Source organism: Exiguobacterium sp. s63 (genome assembly GCF_018617335.1).
In the GTDB taxonomy this organism is placed as follows: domain Bacteria; phylum Bacillota; class Bacilli; order Exiguobacteriales; family Exiguobacteriaceae; genus Exiguobacterium.
The window spans coordinates 880,561-904,570 of record NZ_JACSKB010000001.1 but is presented as its reverse complement, the minus strand read 5'-3'; the positions used below and the strand labels follow the sequence as shown (position 1 = coordinate 904,570).

General features: G+C 49.6%; 24 protein-coding genes, 1 riboswitch and 1 other annotated feature. Of the genes, 14 read left to right on the top strand and 10 right to left on the bottom strand.

Features of this window, described 5'->3' with window-relative positions; genetic code table 11:
- Positions 1-30 precede the first annotated feature (30 nt).
- The 6 genes from KNO90_RS04520 to KNO90_RS04495 form a co-directional block, all read right to left on the bottom strand.
- On the bottom strand, positions 31-1,002 hold the full coding sequence (locus KNO90_RS04520; protein WP_214741944.1) for an amidase domain-containing protein: 972 nt from the start codon (positions 1,000-1,002) through the stop codon (positions 31-33).
- Between the two features lie 345 nt (positions 1,003-1,347).
- Positions 1,348-1,947, bottom strand: a complete 600-nt coding sequence (locus KNO90_RS04515) for a short chain dehydrogenase (protein ID WP_215113105.1) — start codon at positions 1,945-1,947, stop codon at positions 1,348-1,350.
- A 69-nt stretch (positions 1,948-2,016) separates the two neighbouring features.
- A complete protein-coding gene (locus KNO90_RS04510; protein ID WP_215113104.1) occupies positions 2,017-2,376 on the bottom strand; it encodes a nuclear transport factor 2 family protein in 360 nt (119 codons plus the stop codon).
- Positions 2,373-2,705, bottom strand: coding sequence for a DMT family transporter (locus KNO90_RS04505; protein WP_214741941.1), 333 nt, complete (start codon positions 2,703-2,705; stop codon positions 2,373-2,375). Before KNO90_RS04505 ends, KNO90_RS04510 begins: the two co-directional genes overlap by 4 nt.
- Before the next feature lie 11 nt (positions 2,706-2,716).
- Positions 2,717-3,025: a DMT family transporter gene (locus tag KNO90_RS04500; RefSeq protein ID WP_214699873.1), complete on the bottom strand. Its 309-nt coding sequence runs from the start codon at positions 3,023-3,025 to the stop codon at positions 2,717-2,719.
- A 1-nt stretch (position 3,026) separates the two neighbouring features.
- On the bottom strand, positions 3,027-3,554 hold the full coding sequence (locus KNO90_RS04495; protein ID WP_215113103.1) for a TetR/AcrR family transcriptional regulator: 528 nt from the start codon (positions 3,552-3,554) through the stop codon (positions 3,027-3,029).
- Between the two features lie 115 nt (positions 3,555-3,669).
- Here KNO90_RS04495 and KNO90_RS04490 point away from each other — a divergent pair, with 115 nt between their 5' ends.
- The 8 genes from KNO90_RS04490 to KNO90_RS04455 all read left to right on the top strand — a co-directional run bounded on the left by KNO90_RS04490 (position 3,670) and on the right by KNO90_RS04455 (position 9,597).
- Positions 3,670-4,236, top strand: a complete 567-nt coding sequence (locus KNO90_RS04490) for a zinc dependent phospholipase C family protein (RefSeq protein WP_215113102.1) — start codon at positions 3,670-3,672, stop codon at positions 4,234-4,236.
- The gene (locus KNO90_RS04485) at positions 4,233-4,520 is read left to right on the top strand and encodes a hypothetical protein (RefSeq protein WP_215113101.1); all 288 of its coding nucleotides are present in this window, start codon (positions 4,233-4,235) and stop codon (positions 4,518-4,520) included. Before KNO90_RS04490 ends, KNO90_RS04485 begins: the two co-directional genes overlap by 4 nt.
- 5 nt (positions 4,521-4,525) lie before the next feature.
- Complete coding sequence (locus KNO90_RS04480) at positions 4,526-4,819, top strand: hypothetical protein (protein WP_215113100.1); 294 nt, start codon at positions 4,526-4,528, stop codon at positions 4,817-4,819.
- A 236-nt stretch (positions 4,820-5,055) separates the two neighbouring features.
- Positions 5,056-6,066 carry a siderophore ABC transporter substrate-binding protein gene (locus KNO90_RS04475; protein ID WP_147538271.1) on the top strand — a complete coding sequence of 337 codons (1,011 nt, stop codon included), beginning with the start codon at positions 5,056-5,058 and terminating at the stop codon, positions 6,064-6,066.
- 9 nt (positions 6,067-6,075) lie between these two features.
- Positions 6,076-7,080 (top strand): ABC transporter permease, encoded by a 1,005-nt coding sequence (locus KNO90_RS04470; protein WP_215113099.1) that lies wholly within the window; start codon positions 6,076-6,078, stop codon positions 7,078-7,080.
- Positions 7,077-8,135 carry an iron chelate uptake ABC transporter family permease subunit gene (locus KNO90_RS04465; protein WP_215113098.1) on the top strand — a complete coding sequence of 353 codons (1,059 nt, stop codon included), beginning with the start codon at positions 7,077-7,079 and terminating at the stop codon, positions 8,133-8,135. The genes KNO90_RS04470 and KNO90_RS04465 overlap by 4 nt, the downstream gene beginning before the upstream one ends.
- Positions 8,132-8,884 (top strand): iron ABC transporter ATP-binding protein, encoded by a 753-nt coding sequence (locus KNO90_RS04460; RefSeq protein WP_215113097.1) that lies wholly within the window; start codon positions 8,132-8,134, stop codon positions 8,882-8,884. The genes KNO90_RS04465 and KNO90_RS04460 overlap by 4 nt, the downstream gene beginning before the upstream one ends.
- Before the next feature lie 17 nt (positions 8,885-8,901).
- Positions 8,902-9,597, top strand: coding sequence for a ferredoxin reductase domain-containing protein (locus KNO90_RS04455; RefSeq protein WP_215113096.1), 696 nt, complete (start codon positions 8,902-8,904; stop codon positions 9,595-9,597).
- 3 nt (positions 9,598-9,600) lie between these two features.
- Here KNO90_RS04455 and KNO90_RS04450 read toward each other — a convergent pair whose 3' ends face one another.
- Both KNO90_RS04450 and trpE read right to left on the bottom strand, forming a co-directional pair.
- Entirely contained in the window at positions 9,601-10,176 is a 576-nt protein-coding gene (locus KNO90_RS04450; protein WP_215113095.1) for an anthranilate synthase component II, read from the bottom strand.
- Positions 10,173-11,504: an anthranilate synthase component I gene (trpE, locus tag KNO90_RS04445; protein ID WP_215113094.1), complete on the bottom strand. Its 1,332-nt coding sequence runs from the start codon at positions 11,502-11,504 to the stop codon at positions 10,173-10,175. The genes KNO90_RS04450 and trpE overlap by 4 nt, the downstream gene beginning before the upstream one ends.
- A 44-nt stretch (positions 11,505-11,548) precedes the next feature.
- Here trpE and KNO90_RS04440 point away from each other — a divergent pair, with 44 nt between their 5' ends.
- Positions 11,549-12,127 carry a DUF3885 domain-containing protein gene (locus KNO90_RS04440; RefSeq protein ID WP_215113093.1) on the top strand — a complete coding sequence of 193 codons (579 nt, stop codon included), beginning with the start codon at positions 11,549-11,551 and terminating at the stop codon, positions 12,125-12,127.
- Positions 12,124-12,355 (bottom strand) — a binding site (T-box leader). (Overlaps the previous gene by 4 nt.)
- A 49-nt stretch (positions 12,356-12,404) precedes the next feature.
- Here the strand turns inward: KNO90_RS04440 and KNO90_RS04435 are convergent.
- Positions 12,405-12,671: a hypothetical protein gene (locus KNO90_RS04435; protein WP_215113092.1), complete on the bottom strand. Its 267-nt coding sequence runs from the start codon at positions 12,669-12,671 to the stop codon at positions 12,405-12,407.
- 12 nt (positions 12,672-12,683) lie between these two features.
- Positions 12,684-14,915, bottom strand: a complete 2,232-nt coding sequence (locus KNO90_RS04430; RefSeq protein ID WP_353048473.1) for a C40 family peptidase — start codon at positions 14,913-14,915, stop codon at positions 12,684-12,686.
- Positions 14,916-15,078: 163 nt separating this feature from the next.
- On the opposite strand from KNO90_RS04430, the gene KNO90_RS04425 reads away from it, so the two are divergent.
- The 5 genes from KNO90_RS04425 (at position 15,079) to KNO90_RS04405 (ending at position 23,631) form a co-directional block, all read left to right on the top strand.
- Positions 15,079-15,453: a nuclear transport factor 2 family protein gene (locus tag KNO90_RS04425; RefSeq protein WP_251127321.1), complete on the top strand. Its 375-nt coding sequence runs from the start codon at positions 15,079-15,081 to the stop codon at positions 15,451-15,453.
- Between the two features lie 169 nt (positions 15,454-15,622).
- A complete protein-coding gene (locus KNO90_RS04420) occupies positions 15,623-16,933 on the top strand; it encodes an Ig-like domain-containing protein (protein WP_215113090.1) in 1,311 nt (436 codons plus the stop codon).
- A gap of 51 nt (positions 16,934-16,984) precedes the next feature.
- On the top strand, positions 16,985-17,431 hold the full coding sequence (locus tag KNO90_RS04415; RefSeq protein WP_215113089.1) for a hypothetical protein: 447 nt from the start codon (positions 16,985-16,987) through the stop codon (positions 17,429-17,431).
- A 112-nt stretch (positions 17,432-17,543) separates the two neighbouring features.
- Positions 17,544-20,177, top strand: a complete 2,634-nt coding sequence (locus tag KNO90_RS04410) for a S8 family peptidase (protein WP_215113088.1) — start codon at positions 17,544-17,546, stop codon at positions 20,175-20,177.
- 751 nt (positions 20,178-20,928) lie between these two features.
- Positions 20,929-23,631, top strand: a complete 2,703-nt coding sequence (locus KNO90_RS04405) for a hypothetical protein (RefSeq protein WP_215113087.1) — start codon at positions 20,929-20,931, stop codon at positions 23,629-23,631.
- Between the two features lie 300 nt (positions 23,632-23,931).
- A riboswitch (cyclic di-GMP riboswitch) is annotated at positions 23,932-24,008 on the top strand.
- The last annotated feature ends 2 nt before the right edge of the window (positions 24,009-24,010 follow it).

The window sequence follows — 24,010 nt, the reverse complement described above, 5'->3', positions numbered from 1 at the left end:
TTAAAATATTTTATGTTAGATATTTTAATTTTATCGCATTTTGATTACCCGATAAGATACAGCATCAGTCACTTTAAAGTTTTTATCGTAATAATTTAAAGTATTGGAAGCGATGTAAATAGTGCCATTGGCTTTTCGATTTACAATTACAGAGTGATACCACCCACTACTATTTTTAAATTGAATAATATCCCCTACACTTGCATTGCTGATAATTGTACTTTGATTAGTGCTTGTTACAGTTTTCATACCTTTTTTTGTCCAATATGAATAAAAGTCAGTGACACGAACCCATGAAGTAGAGGTTTTGTCCCTCATGTAACAACTGTTCGAACCGCTACACTCCATATAGTTATCATTAAACCAGTATGTTGTAGTTTCAAGCATTCCTTTATTTACAGGGGAAGGTTTGCTTTCCACTTTCCCGCCAGCATGAATAGCTTGTGAGACGAAGTTTGTACAATTTAAGTTATATCGTTTGTATTTTGGGTTAGTTTTTTCTGCGTATTCTTTTGCGTAAACTATAGCTTTAGAGGGACTGTAAGTTGACATCGCCGATAAATCAGATGGTTCAGATTTTGTGATATACGATGCTCTGCCCACTTGTTGTTCTTCTTCATTACGTAGTTTAATTTTCTCTTTAAGTTCTTCGATTGTCATATTTAAGAAATGGGTATCCATATATTCATTAGGGTTATCAGATTGGAACAAACTTAATTGATAAAGGTATTCTCCTATATAATAGTTTATTGATTCATATTGAGGATGAACAAGTAATGACTGATCTTGGTGTTCTAATTGTTGTGCCATTAGGTATTCCACATACTCGTGAGTACCTAATTCGATATCGATGTTGTTATTTTTCATGTTATCAATTAAAACCTGTTCAATTTCTTTAAGTGTAATATCTTCTAGTTCTCCAGCATATACCGAGCTATTGCTAGAAAATAATGTTCCTAGAATTAAAGCAAACATAATAGGAAGTGCAAAGAATCTTTTCATAATTTGATGCTCCCTTTTTTATTTTGTTCAAAAATAATGGAAACATTTTCATTCTGCATCCGAAAGCAATTATATTACAATCCGATAACAATTAATACAAATTTGGTTGATTATAGTAACAAATAACTATTAAAATGTATAATTTGTACCTAATCCCAATATTGTATTTCTTTTGATTATCTTCTCTACAATATCAATATATGAATATATAAAATTAAAAATGACACTATATTTTAATGTGTTATCAAAATTAAATAAATTCTGTAGGGTAAGGTTTTTGTAAAGAATGAAAAATGAATTTAGTGCAAGGTACGAAAAAAGCACCTCCTAAGAGATGCTTCGAGGTTAATATACTTCGTACGTTTGTCCAGTCTGCGCGCCTTCGACGCTCTTCACGTAGGCGAGGGCGACCCGTTCACCCGGTACCGCCGCGTAACCACGGAAATAAGGACCATACGAATCGAGTGCTTCGACGAGGACGTTCGGACTGACGTTGTTGATGCGGATGCCCCGTGGCATCTCGATTGCCGCGCCGGTCACGAATCCTTTGATGGCACCGTTCGCGAGTGCCGCCGATGCGCCTTCTTTGATGGGGTCGTCCATCAAGATTCCGCTCGTCAGTGTAAAGCTACCACCATCGTTCACATAATCGAGCCCGAGAAGGACGAGGTTGACTTGTCCCTTGATTTTGCTGTCGATACTCTTCTGATTATCCGCCGGCGTCATTTCGGAAAGTGGACCGAAATGCGTGCTGCCCGCCGTGCTGATGACCGCGTCGACGCGCCCGACCGTCTCATACATCTGGCGGATGCTGTCTTCAGAAGTGAGATCGACTTGCACGTCCGCCCCGTTACGCCCAGCCCGGATGATTGTATGTGTTTTCTCCAACTCTTTTGCGACGGCCTGCCCGACCGTGCCGCTTGCCCCGATGAGTAAAATTTTCATGTGAAAATTGCCCCTTTCGTCACGCTTAGATTCCACTTCAGAGTAGCGGATGACGAGGATGTTCGGCAATCAAGTTGCCTCCGGTGGGACGACCGTGCCTTGGTGGAATCGCATCTTCCAACGTCCGTCCACGAATACCCAAATCGAGCTGCGACGTGTCACACGATTTAGTTTCGGTTGAACGAGACGGTACGTCACCAAGACGTGACCTTCCGTCAACGGATGCAGCGTGAATTCGGATAACTCCGCCTCGATGGGGTCGAGCTGGAGTGTCATTTGATCCCAGTCTTGATACAGCAAACGTCCCGAGCTACCGATTTCAAAGAAGTCGTCGGTCAACAGTTCACGCAATCGCTCCGTCGACTGCCTGACTTCCGTCGTCAATAACGCTTCTTCTAGTGGTTGAAGATGATCTGCCAACTCGTTCATGTCACGACTTCCTCTCTTCGTTGATTCATCACGATGACGCCGAGGACGATCAACAAGAGACCGATTCCGTTCAACGCCGAAAGAACTTCCCCGTACACGAACACCCCGATGAGTCCGGTCGCCACCGTCCCGAGTCCAGCCCAAATGCTATAGGCGATACTGAGGGGAATCGTCTTTAACACGATGCCCATGAGGGTGAACGAGGCGGCGAAACTGACCAAAAGGACGGCACTCGGCACGAGATTCGTGAATCCGTCCGACAGCTTCAACATCGATGTCCCGAGTACCTCAAATCCGATAGAAAAGAACAGTAAAAGATAGGCTTTCATGCCGATTCACCTCACACTTTCATCAAGACGAGCCCGATGATGACGAGCCCGATCCCCGCAATTTTTTGACGACTGATCTGTTCTCGGAAGACGACGAAACCGATCACCGCCGTGAGCGCCGTCCCGACCCCGCTCCAAAACGCATAGGCGAAGCTGAGCGGGATGGTGAAGAGGGCAAGTGATAAGAGATAAAACGCTGTCCCATAACCGAAGGCGACCCCGAGAATCGGAAGTCGGCTCGTCGAGGTGGCGTTCACTTTCAACATGCTCGACCCGAACAGTTCCGAGGCGATGGCCCCGACCAAATAGATGAATCCCATATTACGAACCTCCTTGAACCAACTCGTCACATGATTCCCGAATGAGTGTCGCAGCACGGTCCTTGAACGACTCACTGTACCCATAAAGAACGGCGAACCAAAAGCCGTCACAGAGGAGGCGAAGTTTTAAAATCGCATCCTGGTCGGGCCCATCGGCAGCGAATCGCTCGTTCCAACCGGTCGATACGTCGCTCCAAATCGACTCGCTCGTCGCATCTTCTTGTGAGGAGATGAAGACGGCGACAAGGTCTGTGTCTCCATGATCGACATCCTCCAATGTGGCGAGGGCATAGGCGCGGGTGAACGAATATGGACCATCGGAGAGATGATCATTGATTCGTTTCTCGAACGTCTCGATGGCGAGCTCGTTCATCTGACGCAACAAGTTGGCCTTGCTGTCGAAATGGTAGAGGACCCCGGCTTTTGTGATGCCCGCTTTCGTCGCCAACCGTTCGAGCGACAACTGACTGATGCCGTCCTCTCGAATCATCTGGGCGGCTGTTTGTAGCAACAATTGTTTTTTATTCATGATCAAACACCTCGCTTTACTATACTGACCGTTCAGTAAAGTCATCCTATCAAATATTGATTCAGGTTGTCTAGCGAAATGACTGATGGAATAATGTGGGAAAGGAGGTGTCGTGATGGGTTCGCATTTGATGCATCTCGTCATCGCGAACGAGATGTTGCCAGCGTTGTCAGAGGTGGATGAGGTCGCATTTATGCTCGGAAGTCTTGCGCCGGACGCAACGACCGAAAAAGGGGATTCACATTACTATGCGGGGAGACATGATGATTTGTCGCGTCGCCTCGATTTCGAACAGTACTGGCGTGATAGTGAGGATGAGGAGATGTCATATCGACTTGGTTACTATGCGCATCTTGTCGCAGATGAGATATGGTTGCAAGGGTTTTATAAGAGTTGGCTGAAGGAAGTCATCGCACAGAGTCCAGAGAAACAGGCAGCCTATTATGCGGACTTTGATGCGTATAATGCTCGGCTGTCGAAACGCCTCGGGACGTTCGATTTTGAACACTTGAAAGGAAATCCGAAGTTCGTTGAACTGGTCGAAAAAGTCGAGCGGGACGCGGCGATGACAGAAGAGGGGACGTACACAATGTTCTTGCCGCATCAGTTCGATGGCTATGTCGATACGTGTGTCCGCCGCTGCCTGGAGATGGTCAAACGGAAGCGGGCGATGCTCGTATGAACAAGCGATTTGCCCCGCTATACGCGACGCTCGGACTCTTCCTCTTGACGGTCATCACTTTTTTCACGCTGAACGGACAGGTGTTTCCGAATCTCGAATTGATGATGGTCATCTGGGTATATGTCGCGATTGATGTCGGATTGTTCGTCACATTGATTTGGGGATTGTTTTGGAAAGATCAAGTCATCAAAATATACACAATCCTTGCGACGATTGGATTGATGATTCCATTGTCGATTTGGATTTTCTTGTTGCTGTTGGCGAATGGGATCTCGGAGGCGTGAGTCAGATGGACGAACCGAAGAACATTCCGTTTCTAATGCGCCGTGTACCATTTTTTATGTTGTATGCCCTTTGCGGTCCGCTTGCGCTTGTCATCTTGATCATTTACTGGCGAGACACACCGACTGACGATCGAGGACCGTATTTGTTTTTCTCGGTTGTATTCTCGCTGTTCTTCATCACGAAAATCATACCGGACGGATTATTGAGTATCGTGATTTTTTCAGCGACGTATACGTTCGTCTTATTCGCCACCTATATCATTCTCAATCGAAAACGAAATTCGACTGACAATGAGTAACTTTGAAAGTGGACCTCCACTTTCTTTTTTTTGTGCGTGCATTTATAGAAAGAAAAATTTTCCTATCCGAATCTTGTCAAATTGGCATTGCGCATCCACATTTTGTTTGCTATGCTACTTGATGAAAACGACAATGATAATCATTATCAATGAGAATGAGTACGTGAGAATAGACATACATAACCAACGCGACTCGTTCCAGATATGAAAATCATTGAACTTTACATACAGAGGAGATGGATAAAGTGGGGAAATTCAAGATTTCACTCATGTTGACGTTGCTCGTCTTCGTACTCGCCGCATGTGGCGGAACGAGTGAGACGAAGAAAGAAGAAAACGTCGACGGCGCAACAAAGACAGAGACGGTCGAAATTACAGACGCACACGGCACAATCGAGGTACCGGTCAACCCGGAGAAGGTCGTCGCCCTTGATAACCGGACGTTCGAGACATTGGCAGCATGGGACATCGACTTGGTGGCGGCACCGATCGGACTCCTTCCAGCGGAGTCACCATACGCATCTGACAAAGACATCGCAGACGTCGGCATGCACTTCGAGCCGAACTTAGAGGCGATTGCGGGAGTTGACCCGGACGTCGTCATCGTCGGTCAACGTTTCGCGGATTACTACGAGGACATCAAAAAGTTGGTACCGGAAGCAGCGGTCATCGATTTGAACATCGAAATCCCAGAGGATTCAGGCACACCGGGTGAGATTTTAGTCAAAGGATTGACAGATACGACGCTCACACTCGGAAAAATCTTTGACAAAAACACAGAAGCCGAAGCCATCGTCGCTGACCTCGACAAGTCGATTGAAGATGCGAAAGCGGCATACAACGGAAAAGATACAATCATGTCGGTCATCGTATCGGGTGGAGACATCGGGTTCTCAGCACCGGTAACGGGACGCGTGTTCGGACCGATGTACGACATCTTCGGATGGGTCCCAGCCCTTGAAGTCGAGAAGACGACAGGTGACCACGAAGGTGACGAAGTATCCGTCGAAGCCATTGCGGAAAGCAATCCAGACTGGTTGTTCGTTCTCGACCGCGACGCACCACTCGGTGACGCAGAAGGCGCAGTACCAGCAGAAGACGTAATCGACAACGCACCGGCGCTTCAAAAGACGACGGCTGTGTCGAAAGAGCAAATCGTCTATGCCCCGAAAGACACGTACTTGAACGAATCGATTCAAACGTACGCGGAATTCTTCAACAGTGTCACGGAAGCGCTCGCGAAGTAAGGTTCCGTCATGCAAAAACCATTGACAGCCAGGGTTGAGACGATGTCTCAGCCCTCCTTTTCTAGATTGTGGACGAAGTCGTTCGTGTTCACCGTGATCATCGTCCTCGGTTTGGCGGTGCTGTCGCTCTTTACCGGGGTGTACGATCTGTCACGGGCAGACGGCTTCGATATGTTTTGGATCACCCGAGTCCCACGGACGGTCGCCCTCATGCTGACGGGTGCGGCGATGGCGATGGCGGGGCTCGTCATGCAGCTCATCACGCAAAACCGACTCGTCGAACCGACGACGACGGGGACGCTCGAATGGGCGGGACTCGGACTGCTCACCGTTTACTTACTCGTACCGGCACCGAGCCTCATGATGCGGATGACCGGGGCGATTGTCTTCTCGTTCATCGGGACGATGGTCTTCTTCTGGTTCTTACGTTCGGTCAAACTCCGTTCATCGCTCATCGTGCCGATTATCGGGCTCATGTTAGGGGCGGTCATCTCCGCCATCTCGACGTTCCTCGGTCTATTCTTCCGAGCAAGCCAGGCGATCGAGGGCTGGTTCGTCGGTTCGTTTGCCTCGGTGCAAATCGGGCGCTACGAGTACCTATGGGTCATCATCGTCGTGACAGTGCTCATCTTCTTACTGGCGAATCGCTTGACGCTCGCGGGACTAGGGGAAGACATCGCGACGAGTCTCGGCGTGAACTATAACCAGCTCATGATGATGGCGACGGGGCTCATCGCCTTATCGGTCGGGGTCGTGGCGACGGTCATCGGGAATTTACCGTTCCTTGGACTCATCGTCCCGAACCTCGTCTCGATGTTCCGCGGGGATGATTTACGCAGCAACTTGCCATGGGTCTGTCTTGTCGGGATGGGTGCGATTCTCGTCAGTGATTTGATTTCACGGACGATCATCATGCCGTTCGAACTCCCGGTCTCACTGATTCTCGGGACGGTCGGGGCAATCGTCTTCATCATGATCTTGATACGACAACGGAAGAAGGGAGGAGTTCGATGAGTACGGTCATGGAACGAGACGGTGTCGAAGTATCAATCGGGGAATTGAGAGAAGAACGTCATGCCTCAGCGTTTCAATCGAAACGGGCGAGCAGGCGCTATTGGCTCTTCTTAAGTGCCTTCATTCTCGGCGGACTGTTGTGTGCGCTCGGGCTTCTACTTTATAACAATCCGGTCCCGATGGACTCTCCGTCATTCGTGCCGGTCGTGGAACGGCGAATCGTCGCCATCGTCACGATGTTGATTGCGGCACTCTGTCAAAGTCTTGCGACGGTCGCATTCCACTCCGTGACGAACAACCGCATCATCACGCCATCGCTGCTTGGATTTGACGCGCTCTATTCGACGATTCAGACGAGCATGGTCTTCTTCTTCGGGGCAGGGGCGTTGATCGGCTTCTCGGGGACAAGCGCCTTCTTGACACAGGTCGGCCTCATGGTGACGATGAGTCTCCTCCTTTACGGATGGCTCTTGTCAGGGAAATACGCCAACCTGCAGCTCATGCTACTCATTGGGATCATCATCGGGACGGGTCTGAACTCGGTGTCGTCGTTCATGCGCCGCATGCTCGCCCCGTCCGAGTTCGATATCCTGCAGGCACGACTGTTCGGTTCGGTGACGAATGCCGACGTGGCGTACTTTCCCATCGTCATCCCGATCGTCGTCATCGCCGGGACACTCTTGTTCCTGTTCTCGAATCGATTGAATATCGTCGCACTCGGCAAGGACGTCACGACAACGTTCGGGATGAACCATCGGAGGAGCGTCATCTACACGCTCGTCCTGATTTCACTCCTCATGTCCGTCTCGACGGCGCTCATCGGACCGCTCACGTTCTTTGGATTTTTAGTCGCGACGCTCAGCTATCAGGTCGCCTCGACGTATGACCATAAGTATGTCTTTCCGATGGCGTTCGCCCTAGGGTTCTTCGTCCTGACGAGCGCGTATTTCTTTATGTATCACATATTCCAGACGCCAAGTGTCGTCTCCGTCATCATCGAACTGTTCGGCGGACTCATCTTCTTGGCCGTCATTCTAAGGAAGAGGTCGCTATGATTCAAATCGAACAAGTCAAAAAATCGTATACAGACGATGTCCACATCGGACCGCTCACGCTCGACATCCCGAAAGCCGGGTTCACCTCACTCATTGGGCCGAACGGGGCGGGCAAATCGACGACGCTCATGATGATCGGACGGTTGCTCAACTTAGACGAGGGACAGATCCAAGTCGCCGACATGGACGTGTCGAGCACGAAATCGAAAGACTTGGCGAAAATCATCACCATCCTGCGCCAAGAGAACCACTTCGTGACAAGGCTCACGGTCCGACAACTCGCCGGATTCGGGCGTTTCCCTTACTCGAAAGGGCGCCTCACGAAAGAGGACGAGGCCATCATCTCAAAATATATCGACTTCCTCGATTTGACCGCGCTCGAGAACCGCTATCTCGACGAGCTCTCAGGGGGGCAAAGGCAGCGTGCGTATGTGGCGATGGTGCTCTGTCAGGAGACGGAATACGTCCTCCTCGATGAGCCGCTTAACAACTTGGACATCGCCCGTTCGGTACAGATGATGGAGTATTTGCGCCATGTCGCCGACGAGTTCGGACGGACGATCGTCACGGTGCTCCACGACATCAACTTCGCGGCGAAATATTCGGACCGCATCTGTGCGATGAAAGACGGACAGATCGCTGCGTTTGGAACGGTCGATGAGATCATGGACGCGAAGATTTTATCCGAAATTTTTGAGACGAAACTGGAAATCATCGAAGGGCCGTATGGGCCGATTGCAGTGTATTAACGAAAGGGAGGATTCACATGAAAATTGACTGGACACCAATCACCAAAGTAGTGGCCGAGGCACCGGATACATACACGTTCCATCTCGCCTTGCCACCTGAGTTCACGTGGCAGGAAGGGGCGCACACGCATCTCGCGCTCGAAGGGTTCAACGCCGGGGACAAGCCGGATCGGAGCCTCGTCCGCCATATGTCAATCTCGACATTGCCAAAAGAAGGGGCAATCGGGATCACGACCCGCATCAAATCTGAATGCTCAACGTTCAAATCGATCCTTCGCGACATGGTGCCGGGGGACAAGGTTGCCTTGTTCAAGACACATTCGAACGTCCCGCTCGAACGGAGAGGGAAGAACGTCTATCTCTTATCGGCAGGTGTCGGACTCGCGACATTCCGTCCGATCGTCCTCGAGTACTTGGCGAACGGGGAAGGTGTCCCGCACCTCCATTCGTTGAACGTCGATTCGTCGAAGGCGTATCTGTTCGGTGATGTCTTTGAATCGAACGAGCACTTCACGTCAGAATTCGTCCCGAGTCGGAAAGACTACTACGAGCGCGTGGAGAGGATGACATCCGACAAGGACGCCTTGTTCTATATCGTCGGCAGTGACGAGCTGTTGCGTGAAACGATCCACGTGCTCCGGACGAACGGGGTGGCATGTGACAACATCAAGATCGACAAGCATGATTTTCAGCGGGAAGATTTTTTAGGCTGACACTCAAACCGGGGACACCTGCCCCGGTTTTTTCGTGCACAGCTGGACGAAGCGCTCGAAGATGCCACGTCCGTCCGGGGTCCCAATCGACTCGGGATGGAACTGGACACCGTATGTCGGATGGGTCGGGTGTTCTAGTGCCATGATGACACCGTCTGTCGTCTCCGCCGTGATCGTCAGTTCGGTCTCTTGTACGACGAGCGAGTGATAGCGCATGACGTCCATCGACAAGCCTTCGAAAAGGACGCCTGGCACCGTATTGATGCGCGACACTTTCCCATGCATCACCTCGTTCGCCCGTCCGACGACCCCACCGAACGCCTCGGCGATGACCTGATGACCGAGACAGACCCCAAGAATCGGGATGTAGCCGGACAATTGTCGTACGACCGCGAGCGAGACACCGGCGTCTTGTGGACCGCCGGGACCGGGAGAAAGGATGATGCCACTCGGGTTCATGCGACGGATTTCTTCTATAGTATGTTCATCGTTCCGGATGACACAGACATCACTGAATCGGGCGACATCCTGATAGACGTTATACGTGAACGAATCGTAGTTATCGATGAGGAGAATCATGCGAACACCTCCAAAAGGGATTTGGCTTTATGCAGCGTTTCTTCATATTCCGACACCGGGTCTGAGTCATAGACGATGCCGGCACCGGCTTGGACATGGGCCGTGTCACCTTGGACGACCATCGTCCGGATGGCGAGGGCGAAATCGAATCCGCCCCGGACGTCAATATAGCCTACCGCCCCGGCGTAGACTTCCCGTTTCACCGTCTCGAGCTCGTCAATCAACTGCATCGCCCGAATCTTCGGAGCCCCGGAGACGGTACCGGCCGGAAGACAGGCACGGAGCGCATCGATTGGGGTCACATCGTCACGTAAATCCCCTTCGACTTCCGAGACGAGATGCATCACGTTTTTGAACCGTTCGAGCTCGATGTGTTTCGGGATGGTGACCGTGCCGACTTTGGCGACCCTCCCGATATCGTTCCGTCCAAGGTCGAGGAGCATCCGATGTTCGGCGAGTTCTTTCTCATCTTGAAGGAGTGACTCTGCATGACGCATGTCTTCCTCGACGGTCTTCCCACGAGGGCGTGTCCCAGCGATCGGGTTCGTCGTCACTTTGCCGTTCTCGACCCGGACGAGACTCTCTGGTGAGGCACCGAGGACGATTGCTTCCCCGAGGTCGATGTAGAACAAGTACGGACTTGGATTTTGTTTCCGCAGCGTCCGGTAAAAGTGGAACGGGTCCCCGGTGAACGTCGCGTCGATTCGTTGCGACAAGACGAGTTGGAACACCTCGCCAGCAAGAATCGCCTCTTTCGCCTGGAGCACACGGTCGATAAATTCATCTTTCGGCGTCAAAATCTGCTCGCTCGTCCGGACGACCGGTTCGAGGGCGTGCGTCTCCGGAGTCTCGAGCTGTTCGCGGATGGACTCGAGTCGCATCGTCGCATCCGTCTCACTCGTATCAATCAAGATGACCTGTTCCTCGAGGTGATCGTATAAGACGACCGTCTCATAGCGCTGGAAGAGGGCGTCCGGCAAATCACGCGTCACGGTCGGCGTGTTGGGGATTGGCTCATACACCCGAAGCAAGTCGTAGCCGATATAGCCGACGGCACCGCCGATGAACGGGTACGGGGCAGTGAGGTCGTCACGGGTGATGCGTTCTGACAGGGCATGGAGCGGGTCGTCCGCATAGATTGTTCCCGTTGCATCCGTCACGTCGTTCCCGTCGACCCGGATCGTCTCGACCGGGTTCGCTGCGATGATGGAGTAGCGGCCGTGCTTGCCTTCCGCGCGACTCTCGAGTAATACCTTTCGTTCACCTTGTAGTCGGTGGAAGATTGCCACCGGTGTGAGTTCGTCACCATTGATCATCCGTTGTTGCATTGAAAAAACCTCCTTATAATGGATAGTAGAAAGGGGATATGCCGATGTCAGTCTTACGACCTGACCAATTTTCAGGTGAAGCGTTGACCGAGCACATCGAACTCGAGGACATGCTGTCACCTTACCTTGGTATTAAATCCGATGAACTGAATCTTGAATATTTTGAGGCTGTTGTTCGTCATGCCCAGCAATTGTTTGATGCGTTGTTCGAAGAGGGTGACCCCATCCGGATCGTTTGGCATGTATATGGACAGCCCGTCAAACCGACCCGTCTGTTCCGTTACATCCGGGACAAACCGGTACGCTTCAAGACGACCGCCACATCGTGCATGTTCGATGACGAACCGTTATGGATGTTCACGGTGCCGGTAGCGGACAAGTCCGTAATCCGTGTGCGACCGCTCCTCGAGGCGATTTGTTATCAAGATTTTTATACGAAATCGAAACCGCGTTTGAACGGAGAATTCACAACGTACCCTCTCGTTCAGTTCATCCACGAACGAGAGGGGCACGTCTTGTTCGTATACGATGACCGCGGTGCGTATATCCGTGGTACGTCACCAGCCCACCTCCAATCGCTCAAACAAAAAATCTCCCCGTCCCACATGCCCAATCGGACATGAAGGACGAGGAGATTCCCCGTGTTGCCACCTTCGTTGAAAGACGCCTTGTCTTCCCACTCATCGCGAACCATCATTCGCTGTCCCCGATAACGGGAGGACCCGTCAGAGCCTACATGTCGGTCTGAACGCTCAAAAGCCCATTCACGCAAGGCACGACACCGGTTCGCATCGACCACCGGCTTTCTGAAGACGTCCCTTCGCGCTACTCTTCTTTCTCATCGCGAGTTCGTATGAATGTTATCGTTACTTTAACGGGATAAAGATGCGTTGTCAAGCATCATTTGATCGAAGCGTGCTCCACCGGACGTTTTCCGATGAACGTGAACGTGATCCCCAATGCCAGGAGGGGAAGGAGCCACCACTTCGTAAAGAAGAAGAGGGTGCCCCGATACATGAACCACTCCATGCCCCAGTAGGCAATCAGTGTGATCAAGGGAGCGAAAGACAAGCGCTTCAGGTGCAGTGCGATGGCGACGCCTAGTCCAATCGTAAACGTTGGAACGATCACGAGTTGCCATAAGAACGGATCGATATAGTCAAACATGGAGCATCCCCCTTATAACGATTTGTATCCTAGGAAGTACGGGCGCCACATCGGGTCGTGAATCGAGTTGATTTGAAGCATCTCGCCCCCGGCATGGATGAAGAACTCGTCATCGAGCATGATGCCGATGTGGGATGGGCCTGATTTGTACGTGCCGGCGAAGAAGATGATGTCTCCGCGACGACCACTCGTGATGCCTGTCCGTTTGTTCTTGAAGTGTCCGCTATACCAGTAGCCCGACACGTTCGTGCGCCCGCCGATCTTCCCGGCCTGGTTCGTCGCATAATGGATGAGACCGGAACAGTCGAATCCACCGTTCAGTGGTGACTGCGAGCCCCATGTGTACGGCGTCCCGAGATGTTTCACGGCGACGGCAATCATGCGTTCTCTTTGTGAGGTATCGCGTTTTTTTAACAAGGCATCCTGCTTGATGCGGATGTCTTTCGTCTTGACGTAGACGGGGCGCCAGTCGTACTGGATGAGATACGAGTCGCCACTCTTCCCGCGTGGGTAGATGCGACGTCCGGCATCGAGATAGCCGATTGGACGGGTGTCGTTCGGGTTGGCATAGAACGGTGTCTTCTTCGTCGTCCCGTAGTGGGCGGCCGTATAGACGCTCGCCGGCTGAATCGCCTTCGGTTTCGTCTCGGCGATATATGGGTTCAACACGTATACGCGTTTCCCGGACGGAAGACGGACGTGCCAGAAGTCGGCATCGATCGAGCGGAGTCCGACGAGTTTCGTTCCACGTGGCAAAGTGCCGGCCGGACGACCATATGCAACGTCAGCCGAGAAGTACGGTGTCCCGTTGAATTGCGTATAGAAGACCGTTCCTGCCTTTGGCTTCGCGGTCGGTTTCGAGACGGCGAGGTAGCCGGTCGCGACATAGCGATATGCCCCGTTCAGACGGATGCGCGTGTAGTACCCACTCGTCCCGTATGTTTCGATGAGTTGACCGCGTTTTAATGAACCAACCTGTTTCACGACAGAGGTCGAGGCGTATACTTCCACCTCGTCATAACGACTGTAACGCTTCCCGGTCGACTCGAAGCGAGGCGGTTTCTTCGTACTTGTCACACTCGTCGGGACGAAGTAGTAGTTCCCTTTCGTGAAGATACGGGTATAGCCTCCTCGGGTGCCATAGATATAGACGAGTTGTCCACGCTTCAGGGACAAGGTCGTCTTGGATGATTTCATCGTCCGAGCATAGACAGGTGTATTCTTCGTGATGTAGCGCTCACCAGTTTTCAAATATGGCGGTTCCGTCGTTCCGAGTGATGCGGATTCGACGAAGACATATTGTCCGTTGTAATAGACACGGGTGAACAGACCATCTGTCCCATAGATGCTGACGAGTTGACTCCGTTTGAGTGAGCCGACGACGTGTTTCTTGTCTGTGTCTAAATAAATCGATACCTCTTTTTGAGCATAACGACTCCCCGTTTTAGCGTAGCGGGGCATCTTCGCGGCTAATACGTCTCGGTTCATATACACATATGCGCCGTTTTGATAGAGGCGGGCCATCGAGCCATTCGTTCCATATACACTTACTCGTTTGCCTCGGACAATCGTCCCGACGATCTCTCCGTCTTCATTCATATATGAAGATGTCGTCAGAACGAATTGTGAGTCCGTCTTAAATGGAATCCGATTCGTCATCGAGAGCGGGATATATCCGATCTCCCCATTCAAATTGATACGCAACTGTCCATCGACGAGGAAGCCGTTCAAGGTTTGCCCGGCTTCGAGCTCGGCGATTGTTTCCCCGTCTGGTTCGGACAAGACGAGCGCACCTGCTTTCGCGTAACGGGTCACAGCCTCCGGGGCCGTCTCTCCGAGGGCGTCACGGGAAACATATGTCCCGTCCGTCGTGAGAAGTAGATCGCCTTCGATGTCGAAGACGTCGACCGCTGTCCCGATGGGGAGTGTCTTAACAAGGTTGCCTGCCTCATCGAGCGCATCCGTTTCGGTGTGGACGTAACGTGTGACGGCATAAAGGACGTCGTCGTTTCGAACGAATCCTGTTTGAGAAGCGATGGTAACAGCCGTATGCGTTTCGGTAGAAGTTGAGATTTCCACACGTTCCGGTTGATTGGTCACTAAGAGAACCATTGATTCGTCTGGATCAGCATAAAGGGTCGTGCCAGCACGAAGCATGGCGTCTGACCCGACCGCCTGTGCGGTAAGCGTCCAAAGTAGGGTAAAGAAAAAGAGCAAACTGAAGATTCGTTTCAATATTTCCACCTCGGTTCATGAAATTTACAATTTTTAGTATATCCTTTATAAATGCGAAAAAGGTTGCATATTTCGATAAAAGGGAAATGATTGAGAGATTCAGCGCTCGGCATTCCGCTCGTTCGTTTGCGGTCATCTGTGCTATGATAAACGGGGAAAGGAAGGGACAACTATGGAGACACTCAACATGAAACAACTTTCTGACGACCGGTCGGCCCATCAGGTGGCCGGCGATCTCGACGCGATGCGGGCGCTCATGCACGACTCGTTCCGATATGTCGATTCGAGCGGGCGTCAGTTCGATAAAGAGACGTTCTTAGACCAGTACGTCGACCCGACAGCGATTCAATGGATCGCACAGGACACGGTCACGTTCGATGAGACGGTACGCGGCGACCTCGCCGTCGTCCAACTCTTGTTAGAAGAGAAGTTCATCATCGGCACGAACGCCTACGAAGGTCGGTTCTGGATGCTTCATCTTTATGTGAAAGAAGATGGCGTCTGGTTATGGCAAGGCGGACAGGCGACGATGATCAACGAAGGTTAAGCGTTCAGGCACTCCAAACAGTGGGGTGTCTTTTTTTATTAAATGAAGGAAATGTGAATTTGAAAAAATTATACCTATTTTAGAAAATTTATGTACCCTTTTGAAAAAGGACAGATTATAATAATTTTGTAAACGATTGTCATTATTCTTGAGGGGGACCCTACTTATTATGAAGCAACCGAAATATGCAGCACTTTTCTTAGCTACCACACTCGCATTCGGAGGTATCGCGCCTTCGACAATCGTCAACGCAGAAACGACGGAAGACGTTACTGCTCCTGACGCACCTGTATTATCGGCACCATACCACACATCGACATCACTCACGATCACTGGTGAAGTGGCTGCGAAAGCGGAGATCTTGATCAACGGTAAGACGTACGTCCGTACCATCTTAGAAGGTGGCGAGGCCGTCTTCAAGATGTCACCACAATCGGTCGGCAAAGTTATCGACGTCCGTCTCGTCGACGCGAGCGGCAACGTGAGTGACACGACACGCGCCATCGTCGCAGAAGATCCAGAAGCACGTCCTGACGCACCGGTCATCAAACCGTTGACAGAGACGTCACGTGAAGTGCGCGTCCTCGGGGAGCCGGGACAATACGTCGAGCTCTCAATCGGCAGCAGCACATATAAAGGGAAGTTCGATGCGAACGGTCTCTACCGTCGTGGCATCGCGCCGCAACCGGCCTACTCATGGCTTTCGGCGAAGACGATCACGACGAAAGGCGCGACGAGCGACGTCTCGAAACGTAGCGTCTACAAAGACCGCGTCGCACCGAGAACGGCGACATTGACACAGTCCGTGACGGCGGCATCATATGGTGTCTTCGGAAAAGCCGAGCCGTATGCGACAGCCATCGTCAAAATCGGCACGAAGTCATACACGGCACCGGTCATGTCGACTGGGAAGTTCATCGTGAAGATTCCGCGTCAATCGATGGGGCAGAAGATGTCACTCGTCATCCGTGACGGTGCAGGCAACGTCAGCCAACCAAAGGCAATCACGGTACAGCACGCGCTCTACAACAACTTCCACCGTGTCTACTTTGAAGGGATGAAGGTGACGGTTCATAAAGAAGTCTTCTATGCAGATGCGACGACGAAGTATGCGGACACGTTCGTACCACTCTTCTTCGGACATCCGTCGAAGTCGGGCCTCGGGTTCCTTCTCAGTAGCTACACAGAGGACGGATCGGTCGCTGGATTTGAGAAGTTGACGCTCCGTGTCGGTCGTGCGACATACTCGCAAAACATCGACGAGTACGATGTCTACTATGACGAGTTCGACGACGGCTCTGTCGAAGAGTCATACTTGTTCGAACCAGATGCGAAACTCATCAGCTTCGTCGACAAGTACGTCCGTCCGGAAAACCGGATCACGGTCATGGTCCAAGGAACGGACTACGACCTCGAGTTCAACTTATCGGGTGCGGAGAAACGCGCATTTATCCAATCGCTTCAATACGCAGGATACTAATTCCTTAGGACCGGTGGAGACACCGGTCTTTTTGGTGAACGGAGTTGCAACATGAAAGACAAGCGAGATCTCATCTATTCGCTCAAACCCCTACCGGTTACACCTGTCTCATCGAATCGATTCCTATGGTGGATGAAAGCATTTCTTCTATTATTACTCCTCGGCTGGTGCATGACGATGCTGAACATCGTAAGTGAGAACTCGATGGAGCATTACCTGAAAAGGGAATACGGTGTCGAGCAGATCTATTATAAAGAAGAAGGACGCTTTTATTATGTAGTCGATCGCCAGTTCAAGTTCGAACGGTTCTCGAGCGCGACCGAAGACCACGGGTACTTACGGATCGAGCAGATCGACTATACCGACCGATACGGGAACAAGGTCGACTTTCGCTTCATGAAAGTCGCAGGGCTCTTCTTCGACCAGACCGACCACGAGGCGAATCTGAAAGTGCTCGAACGTAAAAAGCTGAACAACGAACAATTATTTGAAGAATGAATCGAAATGTTTTAGAAATCTTTTTGTTACATTTTTGAAACATAAACCGATAAATAACGTAGAACAACGTGGAGCCAAACGCTTCACTATTTAGGAAAAGAGGGAAAAAGGTATGAAACAAGCTTTGCAACGCCTCGTTGCATTTGTATCGGTCCTCGCGCTCGTCGTGTCGCTCGTCCCAATGCGGACGATGGCAGCAGGTGCGGCCGATGTGAGCGGGGCCACTTTACTTACACCTGGACAGACTGTCGACTTTACGACAGGAACGGACACGGTGAACACATATTGGTACAAGATGGAGCGAGAAGCTTCATCTATGACACATATGGAGATTACGATGGAAGCGTCAGCCGTGACGAACATCTCGGTCTACCCGAGTGCTGAAATGGCAGCTGCTGATGAGACGTTCGATCGCTACCGGGCGAGTGCTGCACCGGACGCAGAGACGTCAGTCGCAAAAATCCAATTCCCATACGCATGGGAAGGTCCATACTACATCAAAGTAGAATACATGCCACTCGAGACGATCGATGAAGAGGGTGCGGTAACTCCACCGACGGCAGCCGATGTCTCACTTGGTTATAAATCAGTGAAACTCCCAGTGAAATATGAAGAAGGAAACGGAACGATGTGTCCGGTCGAATCATTGCTCCCGATGCCAGAGGATGGCGGGTTGCTCGAGTTGATTCGTCGCCTGCAAGAAGAGATTCTCGGTGCTTCGGAGGCGGGACGTCAGTTGGAGGCCCTCTACTATAAGTCGTCCCCGTACCTCGTCCGCAAATTAGCATTTGACAAACAGAAGCGGCAAGAGGCGTTGACGGACCTTCAGACGTTACGTCCGCTCATCACGTCACTCGTCAATAAAGAAAGCCACACCATCACGAAAAATGAAGCGGCTGCAATCAACCGCATGCACGCTTTGGTCAAATCAAGTGTACCGAGTGGAATCAAGTCGGACGTGAATGACTTGGCTTCATCGGTCGATATGACACGCCTTGCCGGCTCGACGGTGGAAGACGTGTTCGCTCAGATTGGAATGGAGCTTCAAACGGTAGATACACCACGTTATATCGTCAAATACAAATCACAACCATCGACATCGATCGGCAAGATGAATGCCATGACGGACGTCTCGGCAGAACGCATCTCGATCGGTCGTCCGGGCGATTACTTCGCGCTCGTTGATGTTGAGTCGGCAAGTACGAAGATGCAAGCAAAAGCGAAAGCGACATTGAACGCCGATTCGAACGTTGAGTTCATCGAACCCGTTCAGACGTACAAAGCGTTCGCGACAGATTCGAGCTATGAGTATCAATGGGCAATCAACGAGAAATCGGTCCTTCAACCGATGAAATATGCAGGTGTCGGGCTGGAAGGCTATGAGGCACTCGGACTTCCGGGTCGTTCAATCAAAGTAGCCGTACTCGATACAGGTGTGGATGATCGTCTGCTCGACTTTAAAGGAAAAGTCGATGTCGCGAACGGAAAAGACTTCACGGACCCGAATGGGGATGGGAGCTCTCGTGATGGGAACGGTCACGGGACGCACGTTGCCGGTGTCATCGGAGCAGTACGGGACAACGGTGTCTCGATGCGTGGAATGGTACCGAACGTATCCATCTTGCCTGTTAAAGTACTTGGTGCAGACGGGACGGGAGATACGGATCAAATCGCACTTGGCATTAAGTATGCCGTCGATGCGGGAGCAAAAGTCATCAACATGAGTCTCGGTGGCGGTGAAAGCCGGACGATCGGTTACATGTTGAAGTATGCCTATGACCGCGGTGTCGTCGTCGTGGCGGCAACGGGGAATGAAAGTGAACCGGAAGTATCTTATCCGGCTTCTTCGAAGTATACGATCTCGGTCGGAGCGACGAACTCGCTTGGAATCGTGACGGATTATTCAAACTATGGGTTTGGTGTCGATGTCGTGGCACCAGGTTCGAAAATCGCGAGCCTTGTCCCAGATGGGAACGTCGTGTATCTGGACGGGACGAGCATGGCGACACCACACGTCACAGGCGTCGTGGCACTCTTGAAATCACAACACCCGACCCTCACGGTCGAGTCGATCCGTACGCTCTTGCAACGGACGGCTGACCCGGTCGCCTTCTCAGGCGGAGACGTACCGGAAATACCGGTAGACCCGGAAGACGATTGGGACTTTGAAGAGACAGGTGTCTCGTTCACGTTGCCTGTTTCGTATTATGATGTATTAGGTGGTTACGGCAAGGTGAACCTTCATCGCGCCGAATCGATGCTTCGCTTGAATGCGAACCGTGCGGTCGTGGCGGAAAATGCGGCGAACTTCAAAGTGAAAGTGAAGTCAGGTACGGTCGTCTCCGTTTATAACGACGATCAAATCGTCGGACGCGGGACGGCGAAGCAAGCCGTCGCATCGTTTAAGATGAAACCACAACCTGCAGGGACGGTCCTGCGTGTCGTCTACACGAACGGCAAGTATCAGTCGACGGAACGGTTGATCGTGGCAGCAGGCAAGCGTCCGGCCAGTCCGTCGGTCACAACGCTCCGTGCTGGCGCGAGAGCGGTGTCTGGTAAAGCGACACCGGGTATGACGATTGTCGTTCGCAATGCGCAGCGCCAATTGTTCGGGACGGCGATGATTCGTCCGGACGGCACATACAGTATCAAGACGCGGGCTCTCCGCAAAGGAGAATCCATTTACGTCCACGTGGAAGATTTGAACGGCCGTGCCGGACAAATGACACGTGCAATCGTCAAATAAGCTAGTTCCAACAGGAGACGGGGATGCCAATCGGCATCCCCGTCTTTTTGCATAGGTTGCGTGTCGCTGTCGAGGAGACCAGACGAGGTTCGGATGATAGAAACGTAGATCGTGAAGAAAAAACGGCGTCACGTGGATACGATTGGCCTGTCATCGGGTAGGTCGAAAGTCCTCGGAGGACGGGAGAGGGCTGAAACAAGAGGCACAGATGCCGAAAATGGAACACGTCTAATACTTTTGGATAACTTTGGTTTTGTTAAACAGGTCAATGATTTTATGAGTTGGAAATAACTAAGGTAAACATTGGACTTTAAGAATCGATATTGTAAATTAAATACTACAGGTAATTAATGGTATAAAAATGGTTTTCAGCAATCAAAACCGATTAAATCGCTTTAAATCAACAAAAATCGACGCGTTTCGACATTTCCAAAAAAGGTAAACTTAAAAATGAATTAAACTAAAATATCCAAAATTCAAAAACGTTACCATTTTTGCGAAAAAAAACGCTTGTGTCGCTTGGAAGTGTTATGTATATTATGGATGTAAGGTTTTCCAAGAACAGTCTTGGTAAATTGTTCAAGATGATTCTTGCAAAGACTTCTACCGGGGGAGAACGCCCGGTCTAAAGAAGAGTCGGTTACATAATCATTAGTACTTTATTCATTGTTATGGATACATGACTCCGAATGAGATCGGTTGGGCGAGGACGGTAGAAAAACCTATCTACCTAAGGGAGGATTTACATCAGATGGCTAAGAAGAAACAATTCGTTACTGCAGCGGCAGCGTTCGCAGTAGCAGCATCAGCAGTAGCGCCTGCAATTACGGCAGACGCAGCATCAACAACGGTCCGTCTTTCATCGGACTACGTACGCGGCGGGGACCTCGACGCGGCACTTGACAAAGAGTACAAAGGTAGCGAGATCTACTGGTACAAATCGTCAATCGACATGAACAAACTTGGCGTGTTCCAAACTGCTAAAGGTTTTGTAAAAGGCCAAGGCATCCGCGTTGAGAAGAAACTTCGCGTCTTGAACCACGCACAAGATATCCAACCTGAAGAAATCGTCCTCGAAGAAGGCGTTCCTGCATCAGGTCTTCGTATTCAGCCAGTTCTCTTCGCAGACGGCGTGAAATACAACAAAGTTGTTACTTACAAAGGATTCTCAACTGAGAAAGCTGGAGAGTTCGAAGGAACATTCACTTACTCTAACAAAGCATTCGGCGTTGTAACAAAAACAGTTAAATACAAAGTAGTTAATACTGCTGCTGAGATTAAAGAGTTCAAAGCTACTGCAGCTAACGCTCTCACAGTTGACTTCAACAAAGAAATCGACTTCTCTAAAGCTAAGTTTGAAATCAAGCGTGGATCAGTTGTTGTAAACGCGACAATTGTTCCTTCTGAAGATAAAAAGTCTGCGAAGCTTGAATTAGCTAGTAAACTCTTTGAAGGCGACTACACTGTAAAAGTTTCTGGTCTTACAGACGAAGCTCTTACGAAAACTGCTTCAGTAATGAACGAAAAAGTTGCATCTATCGAACTTGGATCAACTACAGCACCGACAAACGGAGCTAAGACTGAAGCTAAAGTAGCTTACAAAGTCATGAACCAATACGGTGAAGACGTAACATCTTCAGCACTTGCTACAGATATCTCTTGGACTGCTTCTAACGGTGTTACTGCATCTGACGATAACAAAGGTGTATTGACGCTTTCGGCAACTGAAATCAAAAAAGGTGACATGATTGCTGTTACAGGAATTAATGCTTCAACGAACACAGTCATTTCAAAAGTGATTACTATTGCTGATGTTGCAGTTGCTGACTCATTATCATTTGGATCTGTTTATCACAAAGATGGTAAGCCATTCTCTGGTGTGACTCCAGTATCAGAATTTGCTCTTCTTGTGAACGGCATGGATCAGTACGGTAAAGCACTTACTGCAACAGAAATCAATGATGGATTTATCTTCACTTCATCTAATCCATCTGTACTTGCTATCAACAACGTAGTTTCTGGTCTTGGCGCTGATAAAGATAAGCTTGGTCTTACGTTCACTGCAGGAGCTAACTATGCTAAAGGTGGAACGGTCATCGTTACATCTATCTCTAAAGCAACTGGTAAAGTTGCGCAATATGAAGTAAATGTTGCAGCAGCTCCTGCTCTTGCATCGTTTAACATGTCTGCTCCTGCTGAGATGATTGCTGCAGGCGAAAAAGTTCAAATTCCATTTACTGCAGTAGACCAGTTTGGAAACGCATTAACTAAATTTGATGACCTTAACGGCAAAGTAAGCTTCTCATCTTCGAAACTTGCACTCGTTAAAGGCAAAGACGGTGTTGCTGTTCTTGAATACACTGCTGGTGCAAAAGGATTTGATGTTCAAGTTGCGACAGTTTCAGCAACAGGTAAAGTTTCACAACTTAACTTTGACGTAAAAGCTGAGGCATATGCTGCAACAATCGAGTCATTGAAAGACGTGAATACTACTGTGGCAGCTGGTGGAGTCACAACTCTTGATTACTCAAACTTCATCGTTAAAGACCAATATGGTCGTACATTTGATTTGAAAGGTAAACTCGGTACTGAAACTGCTGATCTAAAAGTTGAAGTAGCTGAAACAACAGATAATGCCGCTGTCTCTGTGTCTGGTGGTCCGTTAACTGCAGATGCTTCTAAAATTGTTGTTTCAGGTTCGGAGAAAGGTACTGAAACTCTTACTTTCAGCTTAGTCAAAGGTGGAGAAACAGTATCGACAAGTCCGCTTAAGGTAACATTTACAACTGTTGATAAGTCTGCATACTCTTCATTCGAAATCGCTGAAGTTGGAACACTCTATGCAGATGGTTCTGCTACATCGCACACACAAGACTTCAAAGTCTACGGTGTGAAAGCTGACGGATCTAAAGTCCTTCTCCCATCTTCTTACTACACTGTGATTAAAGATAACGCAGTTCTTGAACTCACTGACGGGAAATTAAACTCAGTTCTTGCTGCTAACGATTCTGCTTTCGGTGATAAGAATGAAATCACTTCAAAAATCACTGTAGTAGTAGATGGAGAGAAATCACCAGTTACACTTATGAAAGATGTAACGATTTCAAAAGTTGCTCCTAAAGCTGATAAGATCGAATTTGTAAAAGACGCTGTTGTAGATGGCGTAGCTAAATTTGAATCAAGTGATCTCAATGGTATGGATGATTCAGCTACATTGAATGCTATTCTTAAAGTGACTGACCAGTATGGTGTTGAAATCAAGCCTGTCTCACCTGTTCTTACAGTGACTAACTTGGTTGATAACACTACACCTAAAGACGACTTGAAAGTAGTGAGTAACGGAACTGTATCAGTTGATATTCAAGCTGCAGCCGCTACTGACACATTTGTTGTAACTTACCTTCTTAATGGTAAAACTGTTACAGTTAAAGGTCTTGTTGTAACAACTCCTTAATCTGAGATATGCAGTCAATCTGATGTTCTCTTAACCATCACCTTTCTTAGAAAGGTGATGGTTTTTTTGTCCTGAGTATATTCTTTTGATTACTTGATAGATTTCTTTAGACTCTAAAGAATTGGTAAGTAATACAAAAATAGTTCTTAATAACCATTAAATGCTGTTAAATGGTGATAAAAGGGTATAACTATTAGAGGTAAAAATCTTTGTGACTACTCCAGCACATCTGTTACCATAAAATTTAAAAAACAGAAATCGTTTTCATATTTAATGTGTTAAGGTGGGGGCGTAAGACTTCACTGATAATGGCAAAACTACGCGAAAGCTAGTGACGCAAAGCTACAGGGCCTGTAAAATGGCAGCCAGTTTCCAAAGG

Bases quoted from the DNA above. Each gene is read 5' to 3' on its own strand.
- KNO90_RS04440 (WP_215113093.1), top strand. From the start codon at position 11,549: ATGTCAGTCTTACGACCTGACCAATTTTCAGGTGAAGCGTTGACCGAG.
- KNO90_RS04420 (WP_215113090.1), top strand. From the start codon at position 15,623: ATGAAGCAACCGAAATATGCAGCACTTTTCTTAGCTACCACACTCGCA.
- KNO90_RS04480 (WP_215113100.1), top strand. From the start codon at position 4,526: ATGGACGAACCGAAGAACATTCCGTTTCTAATGCGCCGTGTACCATTT.
- KNO90_RS04485 (WP_215113101.1), top strand. From the start codon at position 4,233: ATGAACAAGCGATTTGCCCCGCTATACGCGACGCTCGGACTCTTCCTC.
- KNO90_RS04490 (WP_215113102.1), top strand. From the start codon at position 3,670: ATGGGTTCGCATTTGATGCATCTCGTCATCGCGAACGAGATGTTGCCA.
- KNO90_RS04465 (WP_215113098.1), top strand. From the start codon at position 7,077: ATGAGTACGGTCATGGAACGAGACGGTGTCGAAGTATCAATCGGGGAA.
- KNO90_RS04410 (WP_215113088.1), top strand. From the start codon at position 17,544: ATGAAACAAGCTTTGCAACGCCTCGTTGCATTTGTATCGGTCCTCGCG.
- KNO90_RS04425 (WP_251127321.1), top strand. From the start codon at position 15,079: ATGGAGACACTCAACATGAAACAACTTTCTGACGACCGGTCGGCCCAT.
- KNO90_RS04495 (WP_215113103.1), bottom strand. From the start codon at position 3,554: ATGAATAAAAAACAATTGTTGCTACAAACAGCCGCCCAGATGATTCGA.
- trpE (WP_215113094.1), bottom strand. From the start codon at position 11,504: ATGCAACAACGGATGATCAATGGTGACGAACTCACACCGGTGGCAATC.
- KNO90_RS04450 (WP_215113095.1), bottom strand. From the start codon at position 10,176: ATGATTCTCCTCATCGATAACTACGATTCGTTCACGTATAACGTCTAT.
- KNO90_RS04405 (WP_215113087.1), top strand. From the start codon at position 20,929: ATGGCTAAGAAGAAACAATTCGTTACTGCAGCGGCAGCGTTCGCAGTA.
- KNO90_RS04505 (WP_214741941.1), bottom strand. From the start codon at position 2,705: ATGAAAGCCTATCTTTTACTGTTCTTTTCTATCGGATTTGAGGTACTC.
- KNO90_RS04515 (WP_215113105.1), bottom strand. From the start codon at position 1,947: ATGAAAATTTTACTCATCGGGGCAAGCGGCACGGTCGGGCAGGCCGTC.
- KNO90_RS04435 (WP_215113092.1), bottom strand. From the start codon at position 12,671: ATGTTTGACTATATCGATCCGTTCTTATGGCAACTCGTGATCGTTCCA.
- KNO90_RS04510 (WP_215113104.1), bottom strand. From the start codon at position 2,376: ATGAACGAGTTGGCAGATCATCTTCAACCACTAGAAGAAGCGTTATTG.
- KNO90_RS04455 (WP_215113096.1), top strand. From the start codon at position 8,902: ATGAAAATTGACTGGACACCAATCACCAAAGTAGTGGCCGAGGCACCG.
- KNO90_RS04520 (WP_214741944.1), bottom strand. From the start codon at position 1,002: ATGAAAAGATTCTTTGCACTTCCTATTATGTTTGCTTTAATTCTAGGA.
- KNO90_RS04475 (WP_147538271.1), top strand. From the start codon at position 5,056: ATGGATAAAGTGGGGAAATTCAAGATTTCACTCATGTTGACGTTGCTC.
- KNO90_RS04500 (WP_214699873.1), bottom strand. From the start codon at position 3,025: ATGGGATTCATCTATTTGGTCGGGGCCATCGCCTCGGAACTGTTCGGG.
- KNO90_RS04415 (WP_215113089.1), top strand. From the start codon at position 16,985: ATGAAAGACAAGCGAGATCTCATCTATTCGCTCAAACCCCTACCGGTT.
- KNO90_RS04470 (WP_215113099.1), top strand. From the start codon at position 6,076: ATGCAAAAACCATTGACAGCCAGGGTTGAGACGATGTCTCAGCCCTCC.
- KNO90_RS04460 (WP_215113097.1), top strand. From the start codon at position 8,132: ATGATTCAAATCGAACAAGTCAAAAAATCGTATACAGACGATGTCCAC.